23 protein-coding genes and 1 pseudogene are annotated in these 21,736 nt (G+C 71.7%); 11 read left to right on the plus strand and 13 right to left on the minus strand.

All coding sequences use genetic code 11. The features are described 5' to 3' along the window. Positions 1–123 precede the first annotated feature (123 nt). The 4 genes from ACIQOW_RS27525 (at position 124) to ACIQOW_RS27540 (ending at position 3,504) form a co-directional block, all read left to right on the plus strand. Entirely contained in the window at positions 124–1,395 is a 1,272-nt protein-coding gene (locus tag ACIQOW_RS27525) for a helix-turn-helix domain-containing protein (RefSeq protein ID WP_401089297.1), read from the plus strand. A 134-nt stretch (positions 1,396–1,529) separates the two neighbouring features. Continuing rightward, positions 1,530–1,892, plus strand: coding sequence for a hypothetical protein (locus tag ACIQOW_RS27530; protein WP_401089300.1), 363 nt, complete (start codon positions 1,530–1,532; stop codon positions 1,890–1,892). A 90-nt stretch (positions 1,893–1,982) separates the two neighbouring features. After that, on the plus strand, positions 1,983–2,234 hold the full coding sequence (locus ACIQOW_RS27535) for a hypothetical protein (RefSeq protein ID WP_401089302.1): 252 nt from the start codon (positions 1,983–1,985) through the stop codon (positions 2,232–2,234). 622 nt (positions 2,235–2,856) lie between these two features. After that, positions 2,857–3,504 (plus strand): hypothetical protein, encoded by a 648-nt coding sequence (locus ACIQOW_RS27540; protein WP_401089304.1) that lies wholly within the window; start codon positions 2,857–2,859, stop codon positions 3,502–3,504. A gap of 424 nt (positions 3,505–3,928) precedes the next feature. Here ACIQOW_RS27540 and ACIQOW_RS27545 read toward each other — a convergent pair whose 3' ends face one another. Continuing rightward, positions 3,929–5,512: an alpha/beta fold hydrolase gene (locus ACIQOW_RS27545; RefSeq protein ID WP_401089307.1), complete on the minus strand. Its 1,584-nt coding sequence runs from the start codon at positions 5,510–5,512 to the stop codon at positions 3,929–3,931. Between the two features lie 290 nt (positions 5,513–5,802). Next, a complete protein-coding gene (locus ACIQOW_RS27550; protein ID WP_401089310.1) occupies positions 5,803–7,416 on the minus strand; it encodes an alpha/beta hydrolase in 1,614 nt (537 codons plus the stop codon). 391 nt (positions 7,417–7,807) lie between these two features. Between ACIQOW_RS27550 and ACIQOW_RS27555 the strand changes: the two genes are divergently transcribed. Next, positions 7,808–9,073: an MFS transporter gene (locus ACIQOW_RS27555; RefSeq protein WP_401089313.1), complete on the plus strand. Its 1,266-nt coding sequence runs from the start codon at positions 7,808–7,810 to the stop codon at positions 9,071–9,073. 239 nt (positions 9,074–9,312) lie between these two features. On the opposite strand, the gene ACIQOW_RS27560 is transcribed toward ACIQOW_RS27555, so the two are convergent. Continuing rightward, a complete protein-coding gene (locus ACIQOW_RS27560) occupies positions 9,313–9,678 on the minus strand; it encodes a transposase (protein WP_401089315.1) in 366 nt (121 codons plus the stop codon). Positions 9,679–9,832: 154 nt separating this feature from the next. On the opposite strand from ACIQOW_RS27560, the gene ACIQOW_RS27565 reads away from it, so the two are divergent. Then, positions 9,833–10,354, plus strand: a complete 522-nt coding sequence (locus ACIQOW_RS27565) for an AidA/PixA family protein (RefSeq protein ID WP_401089317.1) — start codon at positions 9,833–9,835, stop codon at positions 10,352–10,354. Positions 10,355–10,638: 284 nt separating this feature from the next. Here the strand turns inward: ACIQOW_RS27565 and ACIQOW_RS27570 are convergent, their stop codons facing one another. Further along, entirely contained in the window at positions 10,639–11,178 is a 540-nt protein-coding gene (locus tag ACIQOW_RS27570) for an RICIN domain-containing protein (RefSeq protein WP_401089319.1), read from the minus strand. Positions 11,179–11,273: 95 nt separating this feature from the next. Between ACIQOW_RS27570 and ACIQOW_RS27575 the strand changes: the two genes are divergently transcribed. Both ACIQOW_RS27575 and ACIQOW_RS27580 read left to right on the plus strand, forming a co-directional pair. After that, complete coding sequence (locus tag ACIQOW_RS27575; RefSeq protein ID WP_401089321.1) at positions 11,274–12,317, plus strand: questin oxidase family protein; 1,044 nt, start codon at positions 11,274–11,276, stop codon at positions 12,315–12,317. 226 nt (positions 12,318–12,543) lie between these two features. Further along, positions 12,544–12,768, plus strand: coding sequence for a holin (locus ACIQOW_RS27580; RefSeq protein ID WP_401089323.1), 225 nt, complete (start codon positions 12,544–12,546; stop codon positions 12,766–12,768). Between the two features lie 39 nt (positions 12,769–12,807). On the opposite strand, the gene ACIQOW_RS27585 is transcribed toward ACIQOW_RS27580, so the two are convergent. The 4 genes from ACIQOW_RS27585 to ACIQOW_RS27600 form a co-directional block, all read right to left on the minus strand. Continuing rightward, positions 12,808–13,464, minus strand: coding sequence for an RES family NAD+ phosphorylase (locus ACIQOW_RS27585; RefSeq protein ID WP_401089325.1), 657 nt, complete (start codon positions 13,462–13,464; stop codon positions 12,808–12,810). A 13-nt stretch (positions 13,465–13,477) separates the two neighbouring features. Further along, on the minus strand, positions 13,478–14,527 hold the full coding sequence (locus ACIQOW_RS27590; protein ID WP_401089327.1) for a macro domain-containing protein: 1,050 nt from the start codon (positions 14,525–14,527) through the stop codon (positions 13,478–13,480). Positions 14,528–14,602: 75 nt separating this feature from the next. Continuing rightward, positions 14,603–14,752 carry a DUF397 domain-containing protein gene (locus ACIQOW_RS27595; protein WP_401089704.1) on the minus strand — a complete coding sequence of 50 codons (150 nt, stop codon included), beginning with the start codon at positions 14,750–14,752 and terminating at the stop codon, positions 14,603–14,605. Next, the gene (locus ACIQOW_RS27600) at positions 14,706–15,659 is read right to left on the minus strand and encodes a helix-turn-helix domain-containing protein (RefSeq protein WP_401089329.1); all 954 of its coding nucleotides are present in this window, start codon (positions 15,657–15,659) and stop codon (positions 14,706–14,708) included. The genes ACIQOW_RS27595 and ACIQOW_RS27600 overlap by 47 nt, the downstream gene beginning before the upstream one ends. Before the next feature lie 158 nt (positions 15,660–15,817). On the opposite strand from ACIQOW_RS27600, the gene ACIQOW_RS27605 reads away from it, so the two are divergent. Both ACIQOW_RS27605 and ACIQOW_RS27610 read left to right on the plus strand, forming a co-directional pair. Then, entirely contained in the window at positions 15,818–16,255 is a 438-nt protein-coding gene (locus ACIQOW_RS27605) for an ATP-binding protein (protein WP_401089331.1), read from the plus strand. A 16-nt stretch (positions 16,256–16,271) separates the two neighbouring features. Next, positions 16,272–16,910 (plus strand): hypothetical protein, encoded by a 639-nt coding sequence (locus ACIQOW_RS27610; RefSeq protein ID WP_401089333.1) that lies wholly within the window; start codon positions 16,272–16,274, stop codon positions 16,908–16,910. Between the two features lie 160 nt (positions 16,911–17,070). Here the strand turns inward: ACIQOW_RS27610 and ACIQOW_RS27615 are convergent, their stop codons facing one another. From ACIQOW_RS27615 to ACIQOW_RS27625, 3 genes and pseudogenes are all read right to left on the minus strand, one after another. Next, positions 17,071–17,355 carry an IPT/TIG domain-containing protein gene (locus ACIQOW_RS27615; protein WP_401089335.1) on the minus strand — a complete coding sequence of 95 codons (285 nt, stop codon included), beginning with the start codon at positions 17,353–17,355 and terminating at the stop codon, positions 17,071–17,073. 140 nt (positions 17,356–17,495) lie between these two features. Next, on the minus strand, positions 17,496–17,783 hold the full coding sequence (locus tag ACIQOW_RS27620) for an IPT/TIG domain-containing protein (protein WP_401089337.1): 288 nt from the start codon (positions 17,781–17,783) through the stop codon (positions 17,496–17,498). A 633-nt stretch (positions 17,784–18,416) separates the two neighbouring features. After that, positions 18,417–18,569 (minus strand): annotated as a pseudogene (locus ACIQOW_RS27625) (GNAT family N-acetyltransferase); the annotation flags it as partial. A 405-nt stretch (positions 18,570–18,974) separates the two neighbouring features. Here ACIQOW_RS27625 and ACIQOW_RS27630 point away from each other — a divergent pair. After that, positions 18,975–19,931, plus strand: a complete 957-nt coding sequence (locus ACIQOW_RS27630) for an SDR family NAD(P)-dependent oxidoreductase (protein ID WP_401089340.1) — start codon at positions 18,975–18,977, stop codon at positions 19,929–19,931. Between the two features lie 126 nt (positions 19,932–20,057). On the opposite strand, the gene ACIQOW_RS27635 is transcribed toward ACIQOW_RS27630, so the two are convergent. Then, complete coding sequence (locus ACIQOW_RS27635; protein WP_401089342.1) at positions 20,058–20,465, minus strand: DUF6188 family protein; 408 nt, start codon at positions 20,463–20,465, stop codon at positions 20,058–20,060. A 58-nt stretch (positions 20,466–20,523) separates the two neighbouring features. Beyond that, positions 20,524–21,696, minus strand: a complete 1,173-nt coding sequence (locus ACIQOW_RS27640; protein ID WP_401089344.1) for a hypothetical protein — start codon at positions 21,694–21,696, stop codon at positions 20,524–20,526. Positions 21,697–21,736: the final 40 nt, after the last annotated feature.

Here is a 21,736-nt window from a genome sequence, read left to right on the forward strand (position 1 = left end):
GTTCCCACTCGGCATCCGTCAGATCTCCCCGCCCCATGCCCCGACCAACGACCAAGGCAGGCAATAGTCACATGATCGGCCGGACAGCTCCTAGCCTCGGTCAGTTCGCCCGCCCGGCGTACCGTGGCGCTGAAGGTAGGTGAGCAGATGACTACGGAACTCGCGGACAACGTGCGGAAGTACCGGCGTCGGGCCGGGATGAGCCAGGAGGAACTGGCCCACGCGGCGGGCATGTCGCCGGCCACGGTACGCAAGGTGGAGCAGGGCGGAACAGTCCGCATGGAGACGCTTCACGCCCTGGCACGGGCGCTGGGCGTGACCACAGCGGCGCTGATCGCCTCCGACGCCCCAGAACCTGTAGGGCGGACCGAGGAGCCGAACCGGGTCAACCTCATTCAGCTCCGCGCCGCGCTCACCCCGGCCGTCGGGCTCGTCGACCAGGAGGCCGAAGCCGCGGGCGAGGAACCGAACCTTCGCGCCTACGCTCGAACGGTTCGAGATGCGAGGGTGCTGTACTTCTCCGACAGCTACAAGAGCGTCGCCGCTCAACTGCCGGGCCTGCTGCGGGATGCCGCGCGGGCCGTTGCCTACTACGACGGCGGCGAAGAGCACCGGCAGGCCCTGTTGGCCCGCGCCGAGACGTTGCGCCTGGCCGGCACGTACCTGACTCAGGTCCGGCAGTATGACATCGCGTACGCGGCCCTGAGCGGTGCCATCGCGGACGCCCGACGGGCCGGGGACATGCTCGCGGCGGGGTCCGGCGTCGGCGGCATGTGCTGGCTGCTGGTGCGGCAAGGCCGGCTGGACGAGGCGGAACGGATCGCCACCCAGAGCATGGACGTGGTCGAGCCGAAGATCACCGGGGCCGAGCCCGACCACTACGCGGTGTGGGGCGGTCTGGCGATGGAGGCCGCCGCCGCAGCGGCGCGGAACAACCGCCCGGACGAGGCCAAGGAGTACCGCAAGGCGGCGCGGGTGGCGGCGACTGCTGTCGGCACGGCGCACCGCAACGTCTCCCGGCACTGGTCCGTCTTCGGACCGGTGACCGTGGCCCTGAAGGCGCTCGAAGATCCCATGGTCATCGGGGACGCCCGCGCGGTGGTGCGCAAGGTGGGGGAGGAGGCGGAGCTGTCGCCGAAGGCGTGGAAGCGTCTGGGCAGGCCCAGCACGAACGACGGGAACCGCTTCACCCTCGACATGGCACGCGCCCACACGCGGACGGGTGACCTGTCGGCCGCCATGGACGAACTGGCCCTCGCCCGCGAAGCCGCACCGGAGTGGCTGAGGCATCAGAACTCCGCCGCCGAGACCATGCAGGAGATCCTGAGCAAGCGCAAGCGCACCCTGACCAGCGACATGCGCGAGATGGCCGCCTACCTGGGCGTCGTCGGATAGGTGCCACGCAGCGTGGCAGTTTGCCGACCCAGCGTTGCGATCTGCGCTGCCGCATCCATGGAGTGACGAGTAGTCAGACGGTTACGGTCGCCGAGTCCCCATCCAGCGACCGAGGCCGGGAGCCCACTGTGAGCATGCCGAGGAGCGACGCGGATCGTCTGCGCCGCAGGGAGTTGTACGACGCGGCGTCGGGCGTGACGGGCCCCCGCTTGCTGCCGTGGACCACCCCGGACGGGAACCCGTGCTACCTGAGCACTGACGGCAGGGGCTACCTCTCCACGCTCGCCGACGGCATCGAGGCGGTGCAGCTCAGCATGGGCCAGGAGTTGTTGGAATACGCCCGCAAGGACTTGGCCCCCGGAGCGCGGGCGCTGCCGGCCCTCGAATACCGCTGGCTGGCCTGCCGGCTGGCCGAGGCGCTGTCGGACGCCCTCAGGGTCGCGGACTCGCGCGGCCAGCGCATCGCGGCCCCACAGGAGGGGGCCGAGGATGCCTGACGCCGTAAGCATCAGCACGCTGGCAGGCAACCTCAGCGAGACGAACGACCCGGGGGATCAGATGGCACGACTCGGGCAAGGGGCGCGCTGATGGGCACGACCAGCCGCTACCGCTTCCGCGAGTACCACGTGACCACCGTCGCTGACTTCCTGGCGCTGCCGACCTTCGAGGCCATCTGCGTCACGGGCGAAGAACAGGACTGTGGCGCCGCGTCAGGTGAGTTGCACACCCCGGAGGAACTGACGCGCTGGATCGCCGGACACTGTGCGCAGACTGGTCATCAGTCGTACGAGCAAACCGCGCGGACCATCGTCCGCGCCGAGCCCGGAGCATGGCAGTAAGATCACGCGCGCAGCCAGCGGAAGGGTGATTGGTCTATACCTCTGACGGCAGTGGCGACGGCAACAACCACGGACTTCGGCGCACATCCACGGACGCCGATGGGCCGTCAAATCACCGTTGACCTGCGAAAAAGCAGGTGGAGAGGGGTCGCGTAGCACACGTACTATGTGCTGGCGGGCAACACCCCGGTACTGGTGCACAATACCGGTCCTGGATGTGGCCCGATTGATTTGGGGAACGGCCTATTCCAGCACCCGGATGGTTCGATTCGAGATGCGAAGGGTCATTTCGCAAGCTCGACCGGTACCCGAGTTGGCGCCTCGGCCGAAGCGAATGTCTGGGATCATCTTGAGACCGAGGGGCACACAATAGTCAGGCGCACAGTGGCTGTAACTGGCAACGGCGGCCAAACTAGGTACTACGACGGGGCGATCGATCTCGGGGGTGGTAACTATGTCGGAATTGAGGTAAAGTCGGGCGGCGCATCCCGTACCCCGGAGCAGCGCGACTTTGACAACTGGGTTGGTCAGGGCAATGTCCCAACCGGCATCGGGCAGTCAAAGGGATTCAATATAATCGGCGTCTTTGATGCAATTACTCCATAGTTGAGGTGTATCGATAGTGAAACCCCCGTCGAAGTCGGATTATCGGCGCCTTATTCAGCCTGTCATTCAAGGTGTCCCAGCTGCCATCCTGAAGGCCGAGGGCTTCGCTGGGGGTTCGCTGTCGTTTGTCCGCTCGATCGGTGCCGTGAAGCAGGAGGTTGAGTTTGGCCTATTCGTGCGCCCTGCACACGCGCGGGATAGCGCCCAGCTTGTTCTCAATACCCACGTGTCGCCGGAGAGTGTCCTAGCGATCTACAAGGAGATGCTGCCAGCCGATCCAGAGCCGCTGGATTCGTGCCGTATCTCTGCTCCCCTTGAGTCCATTGCGTGTGAGCGAGTAGGCATGTGGCTATTCAAGGATGACGCGTCGGCGGCCGCCTTGGAAGCGAACGTGTTGCGAGCCATTTCCAACTCTGTCCTCCCGTATCTGAGGGAAACTGCATCCGTGGACGGGCTCTTTGCGATTTGTCGGGATGGTGTTCAGAAGGCAGCCTCTTTCCTGGGTTACAGTGCCGGTAATCGCGCCACGCTCGGAGCGGCGCTGGCTGTTTCGATCGGGAGAACCCAAGAAGCTCTTGATTTGGTTCGACTGGCATATTTCGGCAATCCGAATTTGCGTGCACAGTATGGCTCTGTTTTCTCGTATCTGGAGAGTCCTGTTTAAGGATTGATTCGCGGCCGGTTGATATCGCCTCTGCGGTAATGAAGAAGGATCATCTGGCAGACAGAAAGAGCCCTACCGGGATGGCTCCGGTGGGGCTCTTTTGCGGTATTGACGGCAACGTCAACGGACGGGTGCTGCACAAACGGGCGGTTCGTCGCCGTCGTCGGGCCGGGTGGCGGGCTCGGCGGGGTCGCGGAGGAGTTCCTTGATGACAACGAGTTCGACGCCCTGTTTCAGGAGGAGGGTGGCGGTCGTGCCTCAGGTCGTGGAAGCGGATCTGTCGGAGGTGTGCGCGACGGAGGAGTGCGTTGAAGTGGCGGGTGAGGGTGGCGGGTTCGATGGGGTGGCCGTCGGGCCGGGTGAAGACGTAGCCGTTGTCCACCCAGCTCGCGCCGTCCGCATCCGATAGAGGCGCGGTAGCCGGCTACCGGCGGGTGCAGGTGGGGTCGGTGTCCGGGAGGTGTCCGGAGGCCAGGTAGGCGTTGACGGTGTCGTCCACGCAGGCGTTGCCGTACGTCCCGTACAGCCCGTGCTGGTCGGCGCTCTGGAGGGTCAGCAGGCGTGAGCCGGGCAGCAGGTGGTGCAGGGTGAGGCCGTCCCGGTGGAGGGCGCGCGGGTCGCCGGTGGCGGACAGGAGCAGCACCGGGGCGTCGCGGCGCACCTGGGTGGGCGCCTCGCGCGGGGCGTCCCAGAAGGCGCAGGGGCTGATGGTGCCGAGCATCGGGCCGAAGAGCGGGTGCTCGGCGCGGGCCGCCTCGATCCGGCGCCAGTAGTCCTCGGGGTCGCGGGGCGCCGCCCGGTCCGCGCACAGGACGGCCTGCATGGCGCTGCCGCCCGGCGAGCCCTGCGGGCCGAACAGCAGGTGCAGCAGGGCGGCGGTCGGCGCCGACGGGGTGGCCGGCCGGCCCGCCGCGGCCTCGGCGAGCATCGTCATCTGCCCGGCGAGGGCGGCCCGTTCCGGGTCGGAGTCGCCCTGGAGCCCCACGTAGAGCAGCACCGGCACCCGGGTGTCGTCCAGTTCGACGGCGTCGGCGCCGCTGCCGACGACGAGTGGGCGGGCCGCGGCGGCGTCGATGGTGCGCAGGACTCCGGCGGTCACCTCCTCGCCGGTGCGGCCGAGCCCGTACGTGCCGTGGCGGGCCGCCGCCCAGCTCGCCCAGTCGGCGAACGCGTGTTCCTGGCCGGGCAGTTGGTGGGGGAGCAGGGCGGGTCCTGTGTGGTGCGGGTCCAGTGCGCTGTCCAGGACCATCCGGTCGAAGCGGCCGGGGAACAGCTGGGTGTACACCGTGCCGAGGTATGTGCCGTAGGACAGGCCGAGGTAGGAGATCTTCCGTTCGCCGAGCGCGCCCCGGAGCACGTCCAGGTCCCGGGCGGTGTCGCGGGTGCTCGCGTACGGCAGCAGGTCCCCGGCCGTGGAGCGGCACTTGGCCGCGAGGTCCCGCTGGTAGGTGACCTGGCGATCGAAGGAGGCGCGGCCGGTTCCGGCGGAGTAGAAGCCGCCGTCCGGCCAGCCGCAGTCCAGCGGGGTGCTCCGGCCGACGAAGCGAGGGTCCATCCCGACGATGTCGAAGCGGGCGGCGGTCTCCTTGAGGGCGGCGTGCACCCGGGGTGGGGCGCCGATCGTCGGGCTGCCGGGGCCGCCGTCGTTGAGCAGCAGCGCGCCGATCCGGTGGCGGGTGTCGGTGGCGGCGATGCGGGAGAGCGCCAGGGTGACGGTGCGTCCGCCGGGGTCGCCGTAGTCGAGTGGCACGGTGATCTCGGCGCAGCGGGCGCCGGCGCGTTCGAGTGCGGCGCCGTCCTGGTCGTCCGGGCCCAAGGCGCAGCCGTGCCAGTCGAGATGCTGCCGGTAGTAGCCGTCGAGTTCCGGGGCGCCAGCCTCTGCGGGGGCGGTCGCCGCGGCGGTCACGGTCAGGCAGGACGCGAGGGCGAGGCCGGCCGCGACGGTGCGCCGGAGGGCACGGCGCCGCCGGGCGGCGGGAGCGGAGCGGCTGCGGTGGGGACCGGCCATGACGCCTCCTTGGCGGCGTGGGACTCTTCCCCGGAAAGCTAGCGAGAGAACCCCTGTGACCAGCCGTTCCTTCTCCGCTCCGGAGCCGGGTTCACCGTGGTGGAGCACCCAGGGGGACGCGGGGCAGCGGGCCCGCTTCGCGTACCTGGCCTCGTACGCGTGCCGCCGTACCGGCCGGTGGAGGAGTCCGGGGCGCACGGAAGGGCGTGCGGTGAGGGGCGGCGGGCGGCCCGTGAGTACTCGCCTCACGGGCCGGCGCCGCCCGCATCCGCCGAAGGCGCGGCGGGCGGCTACTGGCGGGTGCAGGTGGGGTCGGTGTCCGGGAGGCGTCCGGAGGCCAGGTAGGCGTTGACGGTGTCGTCCACGCAGGCGTTGCCGTAGATCCCGTACAGCTGGTGCTGGTCGGCGCCCTGGAGGGTCAGCAGGCGCGAGCCGGGCAGCATGTTGTGCAGGGCGACGCCGCCGCTGTAGGGGGTGCGGGGGTCGCCGGTGGCGGAGAGGATCAGCGCCCGGGCGTCGCGGCGCACCTGGGTGGGCGCCTCGCGCGGGGCGTCCCAGAAGGCGCAGGGGCTGATGTTGTCGAGCAGCGGGCCGAACAGCGGGTGTTCGGCGCGGCTTTGCTCGATCTCGCGCCAGTAGTGCTCGGGGTCGTGGGAGGCCGGGCCGTCCGCGCACAGCACGGCTTGCAGGGCGCTGCCGGCCGGCGAGCCCTGCGGGCCGAACAGGGCCTGGAGCAGGCCGACGGTGTCCGGCGTCGGGGTGACCGGCCGGCCCGCCGCGGCCTCCGCGAGCATCGCCACCTGCCCGGCGAGGGAAGCCCGTTCGGGATCGGAGTCGCCCTGGAGCCCCATGAAGAGCAGCATCGGCACCCGGGAGTCGTCGAGTTCGAAGGCGTCGGCGCCGGTGCCGAGGACGAGCGGGCGGGCCGCGGCCGCCTCCTCCGTGCGCAGGATTCCGGCGGTCACCTCCGCGCGGGTGCGGCCGAGCCCGTACGTGCCGTGGCGGGCCGCCGCCCAGTCCGCCCAGTCGGTGAACGCGTGGTCGAGCCCGGGCAGTTGACTCGGAATGAGCCCGGGCCCGGCGTGGCGCGGGTCGAGCGCGCTGTCCAGGACCATGCGGTCGAGGCGGCCGGGGAACAGCTGGGTGTACACCGTGCCGAGGTACGTGCCGTAGGACAGGCCCAGGTAGGAGACCTTCCGTTCGCCGAGCGCCCCCCGGAGCACGTCCAGGTCCCGGGCCGTGTCGCGGGTGCTCGCGAACGGCAGCAGGTCGCCGGCCGCCGAGCGGCACTGGGCCGCGAGGTCCCGCTGGAGGGCGACCTGCCGCTCGAAGGAGGCCCGGCCGGTCCCCGAGGACAGGACGCTGAGGCCGACATGCCAGCCGCAGTCGATCTGGGCGCTGCGGCCGACGAAGCGCGGGTCCAGCCCGACGATGTCGAAGCGGCCGGTGGTCTCCTTGAGCGCGGTGTGCACCCGGGGCGGCGCGCCGATCGTCGGGCCGCCGGGGCCGCCGTCGTTGAGCAGCAGCGCGCCGATCCGGTGGCGGGTGTCGGTGGCCTTGATCCGGGAGGCCGCCAGGGTGACGGTGCGTCCGCCGGGGTTGCGGTAGTCGAGCGGCACGGTGATCTCGGTACAGCGGGCTCCGGCCTGTTCGAGGGCGGCGCCGTCCCGGTCGTCAGGGCCCAGGACGCAGCTGTGCCAGTCGAGGTGCTGCCCGTGGTAGCGGTCGAGCCCCGGGGCGCCGGCCTCCGTGGCTTCTGAGGCCTGCGCGGCCTGTGCGGGGAGGGTCGCGGCGGCGGTGACGGCCAGGCCGGCCACGAGGGCGAGGCCGGCCGCGACGGTGCGCCGCAGGGCGCTGGGCCGTCGGGCGGTGGGGGCGGTACGGCTGTGCTGAGGGTCGGGCATGAGGCCTCCTCGGCGACGTGGGCCCTTCCCCGAGGAACCGGCCGAGGAGAGCCCCTGTGATCAGCCTTTCCTGTTCCGTTCCGGAGCCGTCGCGGAGACGGCCCCGCGGTGCAAGCTCCTCAGCGTAGACGCCGAACCGGCCGTGGAAGGTGCAGAGTTCGCGTCACGTCGTCGTTCCGTTCCGCCGAACCCCCCGGCCCCCGCCGCGCACGAGAAGTCGGCCCCGCCGACTTCTCACGCAAAGCCCCTGGTCGGATGGCCTACCATGGCCCCCATGTTCCTCTCGCGTGACTAGGACCACAGGCGGCGGCCGCACCCCGGTGGTGCGGCGGCCCTTCGGCGTCCCGGTACACCGGCGCGCGGCGCGCGCCAGCCTTCGAGGAACCCCTTCATGCCTTCGTCCTACGCGGCGGTCCTGCGCACCCCCGGCGCGGTCCGGCTCTTCTCCGCTGCCCTCATCGGCCGCCTCTCCTACGGCGTCGTCCCCCTCTCACTCCTGCTCGCCGTCAGCGCCACCACCGGCTCCTACGCCCGGGCCGGCTGGCTGACCGCCCTGTTCGGCGCCTCCAGCGTGTTGCTCTCGCCCGTCCGCGCCGGACTGGTCGACCGCCACGGCCCGCGCCGGGCGCTGCCGCCGATGGCGGCCGGGTACGCGCTGGTGCTGCTCGGCCTGGCCGCGGCCACCTGGCGCCCTGGCGTCCCCTACCCGGCGCTGCTCGCCCTCGCCGTGGCGGCCGGCGTGTTCGCGCCGCCCCTCGGGCCGGTCACCCGGGCGCGGTGGAGCGCCCTGCTGCCCGACCCCGGCCTGCGCCGCCGGGCCTACAGCCTGGACACCGTCGCCGAGGAACTCCTGTACGTCACGGGGCCGTTGCTGGCCGGTGTGATCGCCGCGGCGACGGCGCGCCCGGCGCTCGGGCTGGTGCTCGGCGCCGCTCTCGTCCTCGGCGGCACCCTCGCCCTGGCCGCCTCCGTCCGCACCGAGTCCGGCACCGGCACCGAACCTGCGGGCGCCGAGGACCGGTCGCGCCCCTGGCAGTTGCTGGCCCGCACCCGCCAGCCGCTGGCCGCCGCGGCCGGGGCCGGTGCCGGGCTCGGGGCGTTCGGCCTGCTGGCGGTGGTCTTCGCCCAGCGGCACGGGCAGGCCGCCAGCGCCGCCTGGGTGGAGGCGGCGCTGGCGGCCGGCAGCGCGGTCGGCGGTCTCGTCCTCGGTGCCCTCGACTGGCGGGCTCCGGCGCGGGCCAGGCTCGCCGTCCTCACCGCGGCGTTCGGCGGCACGCTGGCCCTGGCGGCCTTCGCCCCGACGCTCCCGCTCCTGGCGGCCGTCGCCGCCCTGGCCGGACTGGCCGTGGCCCCGACCCTCACCACCGCCTACCTGTTCACCGACGAACTCGCCGGCCCCGGCCGCCGCACCCGGGCCGGCGCCTGGGTCAACGCGTCGTTCAACGCGGGCAGTTCGGGCGGCACCGCGCTGGCGGGCCTGCTCGCCGACCGGCTCCCGCTGCCCGTGTGCCTCGCCCTCGCCGCCACCCCGGCCCTGGCCGCCCTCACCACCGTCCGGCTCGGCGGGCGGCCGTCCTCGGGCTCGGCGGACCGGCCGGACGAGGCTGCTCGCGCGGAGGATCCGTCGGCTCACCTCGGCGGGGCGCCGTCCGCGTGATCACTCGGTACCGCTCCTACCGCGATGTCGAGGGGTCGTTCGCCGTACCTGCCGGGACCGGCTCCTCGGCGGGGCAGGTGGTGGGGACATCCGCGCGGCCTCCATACCCGGGGCCCCGAACGCGGCGGCCCGGCGCCGGCGGCCCGGTGCCGGCGGGGTGGTAGAGGGGCGGTCCCGGTCGCTCGCACGGGCTAGCGACCGGGGCCAAGTCCCCCGTTTCTTTTGGTGCCTTGCCCATGTCACCGGACCCGCGACGGCTCGCAACGCCGTCGGAGGGAGTCGATCACCCCGCGAGCCCATCGCGTGTCCCCGGAATCCCCGAGCTCGGGCAGGGCGGCGAGCTGCAACCGCTCCCACACCCCGGCCCGGCTCCACTGGGCGAAGCGACGGTAGACCGTCTGCCATCGCGGACCGAACAGCGGCGGCAGCTCACGCCACGGGATGCCGGCGGTGACCACGAACACGATCCCGGCCAGCACCTCGCGGTCATCGGCCTTGCGCCGGCCGCCGCCTTGCGGCCGGACCGCCTCCGTCGGCGGTACCACTCTTCTGAACGGATCCCACAGCTCGTCGGGGACCAGACGCGAAACCAGGAGGACTGCCACGTCCTGGTCAAACGAGCGGGCGAGCCATAGGAAACCCTGCACAGGGAGAGGTTCGGGTACCTACTTGCTGGCGTCGCCTCCGGTGGGCCGGAACGGCGTGATGGATGCCGACAAAGGCGGCCCACTTTCGAACGCTAGCAGGAGGATGACGGCAATGCCCCAGCCTGAATTCATCAGGGTGCTGATCGTGTTCAACGCCGAAGACATCGTCAACGATCTCGGTCCGGGTTCCCAGGATCCGAAGAATCCCACGTGGGTCGAAGCGGCCGCCAAGTACATCTACGTGACCGTCAAGCAGGCGAACACCGTGTCCGGAAGCACCGGAGCCGAACTCAACATCACCGCACACGTGGATGACGAGATCCGGTGGCGCGAGACCACGTACTCCCTGGACGACAACTTCGCCGCGCTGCTCTACGACTACGAGAGCACGAGCAACCTCATCAGCAAGCCGCAGCCTTCAGGCCCGGCCCAAGCCAGGCTTCCCTTTTCGACCGCGACCAGCGCGGGGGACACGAAGTACGACGCCACGCAGAAGGTGCAGAACAGCTACTGGTCCGCCAACGTGACCAACCCTGGAAGCGGCAGTTACACGTTCTCGTTCCAGATCATCGACAGGGACGGAAACCTGGTGGGCTACTACAAGTGGGACCCGTTCCTCACCATCACGGGGTGACCTTCCGCGTCCCTGCCCGGCCGTTCTCGACCGGCTGGACAGGCACGGATCGACGGGCCTTCGACGCTCGTGGAAATGCGCTCCGGCATTCGCCTGTGGAATGGTGCCGTGGTGCGCGGGGAGTGGCGCGAGGGCCTTTCCGGCCGACGGCGTGGATGCCGGACTCCGCCGTTCCGGAAGGCCCGCACCCGTTCCAGGACGGTTGTACGGCGCACCGCCTGGTCCACCCGGAGTGGGAAGTCGGGCCGGCCGACTTCCCACTCCGATTCGCGGGCCGGTGGGCGTCAGTCCTGGTAAAGGATCCAGTTCTGGTCGGGGCTGCCGGGCAGGCCGGCGCCGGTCGGGCCGCCACCGTTGTCGGGGGCGGGGGAGCCGGTGACGGGCTGGTCGACGCCGGTGGTGTGGAGGACGAGGCCCAGGTCGCCGTGGCTCCTGATCAGGGTGGTGTCCTGGCTGTTGTCGATGATCCAGCGCTGCGTCAGGTCGCCGCTGCGGCAGGTCTCCTGGACGACGGCCTGCCCGATGCCCTTGGCGGTGACGCACTTGCCCGAGGTGCTGCCCTTGACGGTGAAGACGCCGACGGACTCGTAGGCGTAGTCGACCTTGTCGAACACCCAGGTCTGGCCGGCCGGAGCGGCGGCGCGGGCGAGGACGCCGGTGCCGGTGCCCTCGTCCAGGTAGGTCTGGTCGCCCTGGACCTGGAGCTGCCCGGTGAAGTGCGCCAGGCCGGCGGACGCCGGGGCGCTGTTGAGGACGGCGATGCCGGTGAAGGCGACGGTCGCCCCCGCGAGGGTGGCGAGGGTCTTGTGGGTGATGAGCCTCATGTGACCCCACCCTACGCACAAGATCCTCCTCCGATAAAGGGCTTAGGTCTCCGGCCCGTTACGCCCCCGACCCGCGTCCGCCTACGGTCCTTGCCGTGGATACGACAGGGATTCTGGACGAGGCGCTCCACCGGCTGCACGGCACCGGGCCCGAGCGGCTCGGGCGGCTCAGCAACCACGCGCCGATGGCCGTCGAGGCCCTCGCCGCCCACGGGCAGGCGGGGGCGGTGCACCGCTGGCTCGACCTGTACGCGCGGAGGCTGGAGGAGTTCCCGTCCCGCGTCGAACCGGTCACGGACGCCAACTGGCGTTCGGCGCTGGGCGATCCGGGCCGCGTAGCCGACTGGATCGGCCACTTCGAGCGGGAGCTGGCGGAGCGTCCCTGGCGCGAGGTGCTCGCCCGGTGGTGGCCCCGGCTGCTGCCCGGCCTGTACGGCGGTTCGACGCACCCGGTGATCCGGGTCGGCCACGCGGTGCGCACCCTGCTGGCGGGCGAGGCCGCAGGCGCCGCCGGGGCCGTCGGGGTCGCCGCAACCGGGCCGAGGCTCGCGGAACTCGCCCACGGCCTCGGCTACTGGGCCGCCCGCCACCGGCCCGTCGCCGCACCCGCCCGGCTGCCCGGCGCCGCCGGCGCGGCCGCGGGCCTCGACGCGGTGCCGCCCGTCGCCGTCCGGGACGGCGGCTTCCCCGACCGGCTCGACCGCGTCACGGCCCTGCCGGTGTGGGCGGACGCGGTCACGGAACCGGGGGAGGCGTACGACCGCCTCACCGAACTGGTGCGGGCGGCCACGCACCGGTACGCCGCGTACGGCCACGGCGAGGAGACGATGCTGGTCCACGCGGCCACCGCCCCCAACGCCGTGCTGCGCACGCTGCCCGCGCTCCCGCGGGCGCTGTGGCCGGCGAGCCTGCGGGCGGCCTGGACGGCCTCCGCGGCGGTGACGGCGATGTACGCGCCCGCGGCGCCGGTCGCCTGCGTCCCGCCCGGGGCGGTCACCCCCGAGGAGGTGTTCGAGCTGGCCCTGGCGCACGGGGACGAGCACGTCATCAAGCTGGCGGACACGGCCCTCGACGTCGGCGACGCACCGGCGCTGGCGGCGGCCCTGCGCGCGATGGAGCTGAGCGACCGGCTGGGGTGAGGTGCGGAAGGGGACGCGGAATTCGTCCGGTGGTCCCGTCGTCGGATCCGTCGGCCTGAACGTGTACATCAGGGCGGCAACTCCCCGACGGCGCCTGCCACATGCCTCCGAAGGCCGACCCCCGACGTCCCGCGCGACCGCCGCGCACCGACCCCCGCCGCCCGGCCCGGCCCGGGCGCCCCGTGAGCGTGCACCCCACCGCCTCCACCGCGAAGGAGTCCTGATCATGGCGAAGCTCATCATCGACCTGGTCGAGCGCACCGTTGCCACGTACGCAGCGGCGTTCCTCGGCCTGCTGCTGGCGGACGGGTTCGACCTGACGTCGATCAGCGCGCTCAAGGCGGCGGCACTGGCGGCGCTTCCGGCCGCGCTGACGGTGGTCAAGGGGGCGGTCGCGTCCCGCGTCGGCGACCCGCAGTCGGCCGCCCTGCTGGGCCGCAGCCGGGAGTGACCCGGGCCGGGGCCCCGCCCCGCCCGGCCGGGGCCGGCCTCACCCGGCAGCAGGCCCGCCCCACGGGGTCCGCGCCGGGTCGCCGCCCGTCCACGGTGCCCGGCCGTCCTCCGCCAACACGCTGACGAGCCACTGGAAGTGGGGCTCCTCGTCGAGGTGGCGGGAGGAGCCGGGCAACGGCCTCAGCGCACCCTCGCGGAGGCGGTCCCCGAAGAGCACCACCGACCTCGCCCCGCTGTCCTTCGACGACCGCCAGACCAGGCCCTGCGCCCAGGGGGCCGTCGCCCGCAGGGCCCTGGCCCACTGCCGGGTCCTGCGGTAGTCCTCCTTCGCCCCCCGGACGAGCCACTCGCCCTGGCCGACGGCGGCCAGGTCCCCCGGCTCGGCGAGGGACACCAGGCAGGCGTCCACGGTGAGTTCCACCGCCGAGATCACCCGGTTCCTGGCTCCGACCTTCGGGTCCTCGGCGGGCCCGTCCCGGCCCTCGTCGAGGAACACCTCGAAGACCGCCGTCCGGGGACTCAGGGCGGCGTAGTAGTACGGGTACGGCTCCTCGGAGGTGCTGTCGAAGCGCCCGCCGCGCGGGGTGCCCCCGGTCGAGCCGGGGTTGAACTCGACCGGCGACCGGTGGGAGCGGTGGACGCGGTGCAGGACGGTTCCGCGGGGGAGCAGGTGCCGTCTGGGTGCGGTGGTCATGACGGTGAACCACTCAGAGTCGCTGGTGTGTTCCGGTCGACGTCAGTCCGGCCGTCTCTTCGAGGGCCGAGAGGAAGGCATCGCGGGTGAGGTTCTTGCGCGCGAGGAAACAGATGTCGGTCAGCGGCGACTTGGGGTTCTGCCGCAGGTAGCCCACCGCGGCCGCGACCATGCGCTGCGCGGTCGTCTCCCGGTCCCCGCGGCCCGAACCGACGCCCAGCGGCGGGAAGACGATGGACCGCGGCGGCTTGTCCGCGCCCAGGCGGGCGGCGGCCGCCAGCGCGTTGGTCACGCAGCGGTCGATCCCGCCGATCTGCTGGAAGCCCTCTCCCGGCTCGCCCCGGACGGTGGCCACGTGGACGACGAACGCCACGTTGTGCGAACGCGCGAGTTCACCGGAGCCCGTGACGATCGCGACACCGGGGGCGACCGGCGTCTTCCCGGCGACCTTCGCGGAGAGCTCGTCGGCGATCACGTCCTCGACGATGTGCCCGAACTCGTCGCGCCTGGCGCCCTCGTACCTGATGGTGCCGGAGATCGAGCGTTCGAACTGGCTGGACATCTGCATCTCGGTGTTCTCGGAGTTCACCCAGATGTCGACGCACTTGAGGTCGCGGAGATTGCCGGTGATCAGGCAGATCCGCTTGCCGCGGACACCGTCCAGGAGGAACGGGTGTACGACGAACTCCCGCAGGGTCTCGGGCGCTTGATCGGTACGGGTGGCTGCGGTGCGCTGACGCGGGATCCGGGCCGGGGGAGGGGAGGCGTTGCCGCGGTCGATCTCGGTGACCCTGCCGTGCACCCACATGATGGCGCGCAGGACGACGAACACGAAGGCGCCGGCCCCGCCGAGGGAGAACCCGAACGCGGAGCCCTGGACCTCGGTTTGAGGGAAGAAGGCGAAGAGGACGAGGGTCGCCGCGAGGGCGAGGCAGAGCCAGGCGTACGTCATGGTGGCCTGGCCGCGGGTGCCGGATCTTTCGTTCGACCGTCGCAGCAGGAGGGCCATGCTGAGGACGAGCAGCACGGTGGCCGCAGCGAGTACGGGGACGTTGACCGACAATCCGCACCACCCAGGGGAGTCCGGTGTTCCGGGGGCTCCCTACCCGGGCGGGCGCGGGGACATGCGAGGGGTGGTTCAGGGGCGGTGGGTCGGGAACTCGCCCCCGCGGACGGCTTCGATGAAGGAGGTCCAGGAGGAGGCGGGGAAGAGGAGGGCCGGGCCGTGGGGGTCCTTGGAGTCACGCACCGGGACGGCTCCGGGGAGGAAGCCAAGGGCCGCCTCGATGCACTCGCGTCCGTCGCCCGCGCTGTAGCTGCTCTTGCGCCAAGCGGCCTTCTTGAGATCGACGTTCTGCAAAGCGGTACTCCTCCATCGCATCGGTGATCAGGGCGCGGGTATCCCCCGGCGAGAGCACATCGGTACGTGCCAGGTCGAAGTCTCGCCTGGACTCTGCGACAACCGATGGGGCGTCACTGAATCGCCCACGGTACAGGCTCTCCGAGTACACGCATTCCTTCCCATCCGGCATCACCATCAGGATGAAGGATGTCGACGGCGTCACCGGCGCCGGACGATCGAACGGGGCCACCTCGACCACGATGTTCGAGCGCTCAGTCACCGCGAGCAGGTGTTCCATCTGCCGCCGCATCACGCCCGGACCGCCGATGATTGAGCGGATGGCACTCTCGTCAAGCACCACCATGAGTGTCGGCCCATCAGCAGTCAAGAAGCGGCGCTGTCGCTTCAGCCGAGCTTCGACCCGCTCGGCGAACAGCTTCGGGTTGTTGCGCGCGTTTCCGGTGCACATCATCGCGTGAACGTACTCCTCGCACTGCAAGAGGCCGTTGATCCGATTGTACTGAAGCACTCGAATCGCCAGAGCTGTCTCCTCCAGCTCCGTGAACATCCCGAACCAGTCCGGGCTTTCGATTTCCGCTTGCCAGTCCACTCGTTCCCAGAGTCGGACCAGCATGCCTCCCATGGCCAGGAAACCGTCGATCCGCTCCACGGTCTCCCGGTCCATCGACCTCCTGCCGCCCTCGAACCGGGTGATCACCGTGCGGTCGACGTGCAGCAGCTTGCCCAACTCCTCCTGCGTGTAGCCGGCTTGCTCACGCGCGAAGCGGAGCGCTTCGCCGAACATCTCTGCCGGGCTCACCGTCGGTCCGCTACCAAGACGCCGATGTGCCATGTGTTTCTCCTTCAGGTGCCACGGATCCCTACACAGCGTTTTGGTCGCCACCGTATCTCCAGCACCTCGATGATTGGCACCGGAACGCATTCAATCGCATGCAAAGCGTGACGTACGCCCCCTTTGCGCGCCCCCTCCTCCCCCTCCGAGGTCCCCTGATGCTCGCTGCCCGTCGCCCCCGCATGTTCGTCGCGCGCCTCGACTCCGAGACCGAATCCACGCCCCTGGCCCGCTACTTGCTCCGCGCCTACCTCTCCGGGCTCCCCATCGGCGAGCGCTACGCCGACACCGCCGAACTCCTCCTCGGCGAACTCTTCGCCAACGCCGTCCAGCACTCCGACGCCCCCGACGACCGCCACATCGAGATCCGCTTCGACCTCACCCCCGACCGCCTCCTGCGCCTCGAAGTCCACGACGCCGACAGCGGCCACCCCACCCTCCGCACCGCCGGCCCGGACGACGAGCACGGGCGCGGACTCTTCCTCGTCAACGAACTCGCCCACCGCTGGGGCTACTCCCCCCGTCCGGGCGGTATCGGGAAGTTCATCTGGGTCCTCGTCGCCCCCGCCGTCACCCCCTCCCTCCTCACCGCCTGAGAGTCCGACCCCCTCCATGAACCTCACCACCGTCGCCCGCCACGCGCTCACCCGTGGCCACACCCCCGCCGCCACCTACGCGCTGCTCGCCAAGCGCTCCGGCAAGCCCCTGCACTCCGCCCGCGCCGTCTGCCTCGCCCTGGCCATCCCGCTCGCCGAAACCACCCGCCGCCTCGCCGACTGCCACGACACCCTCCTCGCCGACCCCCGCCCGAACTCCGAGCACGACACCGGCGAAGTCCTCGAAGCCCTCGGCGTCTTCGACGTCCCCAAGTCCCTCACCGACACCGAACTCGCGGTCGTCGACCTGTTCCTGACCGTCATCGGCGCCATGGGCGGCATCCGGGCCGGTCACCAGCACGGCCTCCAGCGCTGGTTCACCACCGGCAACCTCACCACCGCCTACCTCTCCCTCGCCGCCGCCCGCCCCATGCCCCGCACCGGCAACCCCGCCCGGTACTGGACCACCCTCGTCGCGGCCGGCGAACTCCTCGCCACCACCCCCAGCCCCGACCGCCGCATCATCTACGCCCTCGTCCACTGCCGCACCCAAGCCACCATCCAGCACCAGAAGTCGGCCCCGCCGACTTCCCACGCACCCACCGCGGCATACTCGGGCACCCGTTCGACGGCGACGACCGGGCGGCACCCGTAGTCCGTTCCCTACGCGGCATCCGGCCGGTCAAGGCCGGATGCTCCGGCCTCACGAATGCCGAGGCGTCACGCCGTTCTCCCGGCCGTGGTGCCTCCGGACAGCGGTGGGCGCAGGCTCCCCGGACGCTGAAATCGGAGTGCCTGCACCCGTGTCCGGTTCCCTACTTCAGGACCACGAACTTGTAGGAGCCGCTGGTGCCGCCCGAGCCCTCCACGGTCACGTCGTAGGTCCCGGGGGTCAGTCCGTCCGGAACCGTCACGGTCAGCGTTTCATCGTCGACCACGGTCGGGACGGCATCCTGCTTGTGGCCGGAGCCGTCATCGAAGTGGACCTTCGTCACGAAGGCCAGGTGATCACCGCTGATGGTGATCGTCGCCCCCTTCTTCGCCGCCTCGGGGTCGATGTCGTCGATCTTCGGCTTGTGGGTGGACCTGGTGCTGGTCATTGCTCCTCCTGCTGTCGGGTCGGGTGTTGACGACCCGGGCGTCTGCCCGTGCGGCTCGCCCGGGGGACTCGGGGACCCGGTGAACTCGACCCTCCGGTGCCTTCCGGAGGCCGGGGCACGTCGGGTCGATCGCGGGCCGGTCAGGACCGGAGAACGGCGAAGACGTACGGAGCGCTCCAGCCCGCCGAGTTCTCCACGGTCACGTCGGTGTTTCCGGCGGGAAGCCTCTCGGGAACCTTCACGGTGATCAGCTCATTGCTGAGGACCTCAGGGGTGACATCCTGAGGACTGCCCGTGGCGGGTGTGAACTTGACCTTGATGGCGCCGCCCAGGTGATCGCCCTCGATGCTGATCACCGTCTTGGTCTTCGCCGCCTCCGGTTCGATGTCGACGATCTTCGGCTTGTGAATGCTCCTGGTCTCCGTCATGTCTTCTCCTGCTGTTTCGGTGGACCACGCAGGCCTGAGGGTCGTTCGTGCAGGGAACTCGGTGGACCGCACGGTGCCTTGCGATGTGTCGGTCATCCGGTACGCGGGAGGAGCGTCTTCGGTGAAGGATCGGGACGGCGACGGCGAACTCCGGGTGGTGGTCTCGGAATTCGATGCACGTTCTTCTCGCGGAGCCTTCGCGGCACGGGTGTATCGGGCGGAGTCGCCCTTGGGGGAGAACGTATCACCAGGAAGTTCGTGCAAGTCTGACCTCGGCCGCAGGACAACGCGGGCGGGCTAACCCCGGGCTGTCACGGGGCGGGCTGTCCGAGGGGCGCGGGGCGTCGCGCGGGTACCGCGACGGACCGGGCGAGGGCGCCGCCCGCCGGGCGGGCGGCGCCCCGGTGGTCCTGCCAGTGGGGTTCCTGCCGTTGCGCCACCGCTTGCCGGTCCGGGAGTTGATCCCGACGATCCGGCAGGCTTCCCTGCTGCTCAGACCCTGGTCCATGAGCCGGAAGCATTCCTCCCGCTCACGGACCGGCTTCCGTCGTCCCCGTCCCGTTCGGTCCTTGCGGATCTCGAAGTCATTGCACTCCTCAGCTGGAGTGTTGCAACGATCCCTAGAACCCAAGCACGGGGCCGGGGGCCGCCGAGGTAGGTGTGCACCTGCGGTGAGGCGAGCAGTTCGATGAACGCCGCACGGTCCCGGGCCTCGGGCTGACGGAGCACGAGCCTGTCGGTCCTGATCGGCTCGGGCGGCCACGCCACGGGTCCCAGATCTTCCACCCCCGCACGCTGACAGACGGTCGCACCAGCCGAACGGGCGACGGATCCGGCCCCAGTGTCCGGCAGAGGGCAGAGGGCAGAGGGCGAGGAGCAGCAGACCGAGGGAGGCCGCGGAGAAGGGGACGATGCGGCCACGTCCCAACGCCGCTGGGAGACCAGGGTGTCGAGGCCGGACCAGCCTCGGCCCCGGCTCGCCGGCCGGGTGTCAACGTGCCGGGCCCGGGGTGGCAGCGGACCTGACGCCGCGTGGGATCGGACCGGGCTGGTGGCGCGGTGTCGGCCGGCTGTCAGCGGGGACGGCGACCTGCCGGTGGGATGTGAGCGGCCTGCGGAACCGTGGGGAGGGACGGCGGTCGATCCGCCCGCCGTCCCTCCAGACCCACTCCGAACTCCGGGAGCCCCGCCGTGCCAGCCACCCCCTCCGTACCCCAGGCCGCGCCGTGGGACGTCCACCGGCTGCCCCGCGCCGACGGGAAGAACGTCCTGGTCACCGGCGGCAACGCGGGCATCGGGTACTTCGTCGCCGAGCAGCTCGCCGGCACCGGCGCCACCGTCGTCCTCGGCAGCCGCGACAGAGCGAAGGCCGAGGCCGCGATCGCCTCCATCGGCTCGCGCGTCCCCGGCGCCAGGGTGACGCACCTGCCCCTGGACCTGGCCGACCTCGGCTCGCTCCGGGCCTCCGTGGACGGGCTCGGGCTGGACCGCCTCGACGCCGTCGTCCTCAACGCCGGTGTGGCGCTCGACCATCCGCCGCGCCGCGAGACCGGGGACGGCCACGAGCTGATGTTCGCCACCAACCACCTGGGCCACTTCGCGCTGACCCACTGCCTGGGCCCCCTGCTCACGGCGACCCCCGGGAGCCGGATCGTCACCACGGGCAGCTTCGCCGCCAAGTCCGAACGCCTGGACCTCGACGACCTCCAGAGCACGCGCGACTACCGGCCCAAGCGCACCTACGGGCGCTCGAAGCTGGCCCAGATGCTCTTCGCCGTCGAACTCGACCGCCGCCTGCGGGACTCGGGCAGCACGACGCTGAGCGTGCTCGTCCACCCCGGCGGCGCGCTCGACTCCCTCACCCCCTCCCGCCCGCCGCTGCACGTCCGCACCACCGGCGAACGGCTGCGCCACCTGCCGCTCGGGCTCGTCGTCCAGGGCAAGGACGCCGCCGCCTGGCCCGCCGTCCGGGCGGTGCTCGACCCGGGCGTGCGCGGCGGCCGGATGTGGAGCCCCCGCGCGTTCGGACTGCGCGGCACGCCCAGGGCCGAACCCCTCTGGGACCACCTGACCGACCCCGCGACGGCGGCCCGGCTGTGGGAGGCCAGCTGCGACCTGGTCGGCGATGGGCCGGCGCCCGCGCTCTGAGGCTGACGGCTGTGCGTGGGAAGTCGGCCCGGCCGACTTCCCACGCACGGCCTTCCACGACCGCGTACTCCTCGGTCAGTACGTCCTGGAGGCCAACCCACGTGTCCTGAAGCGGTAGGAGCCCGGTCAACCCCTTCGCTGATCGGACGTCCTCACGCTGCCACCCGGCGCGGAGGCGAGGAAGTGCCGGCCCCGGAGAGCGACCGTCCAGCCGGGGCCGTCGGACGCCGCCGGGACGTCCAGCCGCCAGCCGTTCGCGAACCGGACGCTCAGGGTGCCCGAGTCGTCGGCGCGGACCCCGGCGACCACCTGGTCGAGCAGTTGCGTGACCCTGCCCAGGTTGAGCCGCGCCGCGGCGTGGACGGGAAAGGTCTCCGTGCCCGCCGTCAGTTCGGCCGGCCCGTGCGCCTCGATGCCGTGCGGGCCGATGTGCAGCCGCCGCACCGTGCTGCCGAGGACCACCTCGCCGACGCCCACCCCGCGCATCGGGCGGAGGTCCCAGCCGTCCTCGACGCGGTCGATCCCGTTCTCCATGGGGGGCAAGGCTACGGAGCGGCGCGGCCAGGGACGCGGGTGGCCGGCGGGGCGGGGATCAGTCTGCGTGTGGGGGCCAGGGGCCGGCGAGCAGCCGCCGGGCCTCGGCGACGATCGCCGAGGCGGTCCCGGTGCGCGGGCCGTGGCCGGTCGACTCCCAGGCGTCGACCAGGTCGACCAGTGGCCGCAGTGCCTCGGGCCGGCCCAGCGGGCCCCAGCTGTCGTGGGCGATCGCACCGCCGCCGGTCGCGGGTGCCGCACTTCCCGTCACGATCAACCGGAGCCACCAGCGGGCGAGTTCCCAGCGGGCCGACTCCGCCGGGAGGGCGGTGCCGTCGGCGGGAGGAGCCGGGGCGAGGCCCAGTTCGGTGAGCACCTGCCCGAAGAGCGCGCCGGCCCGCCCGTACTCGTCGCCGGGCAGGCCGGCGAGCGGGGGGAGGGACGGGGCCTCGACGCCGAGGGCCAGCGCGACCAGCCCGGCCTGGACCATCTGGTCGTCGTGGACCCGGCGGCCGATCAGTTGCTCCAGTGCCAGCATCCGCAGGTGCTCGACCGCTTCCGCCGGGGTCGTCGCGCAGGGGTCGTGCGGTGTGGTGAACGCCGTCTCGGGGCAGCCCTCGACGATGGTCGACCAGAAGCGGACCGTGGCACGGGCCCGGGAACGTCCGGTCGGCCCGGTGTCCGGCCGGGTGCCCGGCCCGGTGCCCGGCTGGTCGTTCGGCCGGCCGGTGAACTCGTGCCGGACGTAGTCGGCGAGGTCGTCCCCGTAGCGGATGATGTCGCTCTGGTGGACCGAGAGCACCGGATGGCCCGACTCGCCCGGCGTGCCGGGCAGGTAGCGGTGACCGTAGACCGGGACCAGCCGCGGTACGGCCGCCAGTGCGGTACGCGCGATCCGCAGCGCGTCCGGTGCCCCGGTGGGCCTCGGCCCCCAGCCCGGGTACCAGAACCCGTTGTGCGTGACGTCGAACAGCACGCCCTCGACCGGCCGGGACAGTCGCTCCCGCAGGTCCTCGGGGTCGCCGTGGCGCCAGTCCGGCCACTCGCGCGCGCCGTGCGGGAGCCCGGCGGCCAGGAAGACCCGGTGGTCCGCGGCGAACCGGACGCCGAACCGGGCCTCGACCCCGTCGAGTTCGTCCTCGCTCAGACCCGGCCCGATCTCGGCGCCGAGGAGGCGCTGGAGGTCCTTGGCGGCTTCGGGGGTGAGCGGGCGGGGCGACGAGTCGATCACGGGGGCAGCGTACTGGTCCGTACCGGTACCGGAGGGGGCG

Source organism: Kitasatospora sp. NPDC091335, assembly GCF_044757205.1.
In the GTDB taxonomy this organism is placed as follows: domain Bacteria; phylum Actinomycetota; class Actinomycetes; order Streptomycetales; family Streptomycetaceae; genus Kitasatospora.

Bases quoted from the DNA above. Each gene is read 5' to 3' on its own strand.
- ACIQOW_RS27530 (WP_401089300.1), top strand. From the start codon at position 1,530: ATGCCGAGGAGCGACGCGGATCGTCTGCGCCGCAGGGAGTTGTACGAC.
- ACIQOW_RS27535 (WP_401089302.1), top strand. From the start codon at position 1,983: ATGGGCACGACCAGCCGCTACCGCTTCCGCGAGTACCACGTGACCACC.
- ACIQOW_RS27545 (WP_401089307.1), bottom strand. From the start codon at position 5,512: ATGGCCGGTCCCCACCGCAGCCGCTCCGCTCCCGCCGCCCGGCGGCGC.
- ACIQOW_RS27550 (WP_401089310.1), bottom strand. From the start codon at position 7,416: ATGCCCGACCCTCAGCACAGCCGTACCGCCCCCACCGCCCGACGGCCC.
- ACIQOW_RS27555 (WP_401089313.1), top strand. From the start codon at position 7,808: ATGCCTTCGTCCTACGCGGCGGTCCTGCGCACCCCCGGCGCGGTCCGG.
- ACIQOW_RS27565 (WP_401089317.1), top strand. From the start codon at position 9,833: ATGCCCCAGCCTGAATTCATCAGGGTGCTGATCGTGTTCAACGCCGAA.
- ACIQOW_RS27570 (WP_401089319.1), bottom strand. From the start codon at position 11,178: ATGAGGCTCATCACCCACAAGACCCTCGCCACCCTCGCGGGGGCGACC.
- ACIQOW_RS27580 (WP_401089323.1), top strand. From the start codon at position 12,544: ATGGCGAAGCTCATCATCGACCTGGTCGAGCGCACCGTTGCCACGTAC.
- ACIQOW_RS27585 (WP_401089325.1), bottom strand. From the start codon at position 13,464: ATGACCACCGCACCCAGACGGCACCTGCTCCCCCGCGGAACCGTCCTG.
- ACIQOW_RS27600 (WP_401089329.1), bottom strand. From the start codon at position 15,659: ATGGCACATCGGCGTCTTGGTAGCGGACCGACGGTGAGCCCGGCAGAG.
- ACIQOW_RS27605 (WP_401089331.1), top strand. From the start codon at position 15,818: ATGCTCGCTGCCCGTCGCCCCCGCATGTTCGTCGCGCGCCTCGACTCC.
- ACIQOW_RS27610 (WP_401089333.1), top strand. From the start codon at position 16,272: ATGAACCTCACCACCGTCGCCCGCCACGCGCTCACCCGTGGCCACACC.
- ACIQOW_RS27615 (WP_401089335.1), bottom strand. From the start codon at position 17,355: ATGACCAGCACCAGGTCCACCCACAAGCCGAAGATCGACGACATCGAC.
- ACIQOW_RS27620 (WP_401089337.1), bottom strand. From the start codon at position 17,783: ATGACGGAGACCAGGAGCATTCACAAGCCGAAGATCGTCGACATCGAA.
- ACIQOW_RS27635 (WP_401089342.1), bottom strand. From the start codon at position 20,465: ATGGAGAACGGGATCGACCGCGTCGAGGACGGCTGGGACCTCCGCCCG.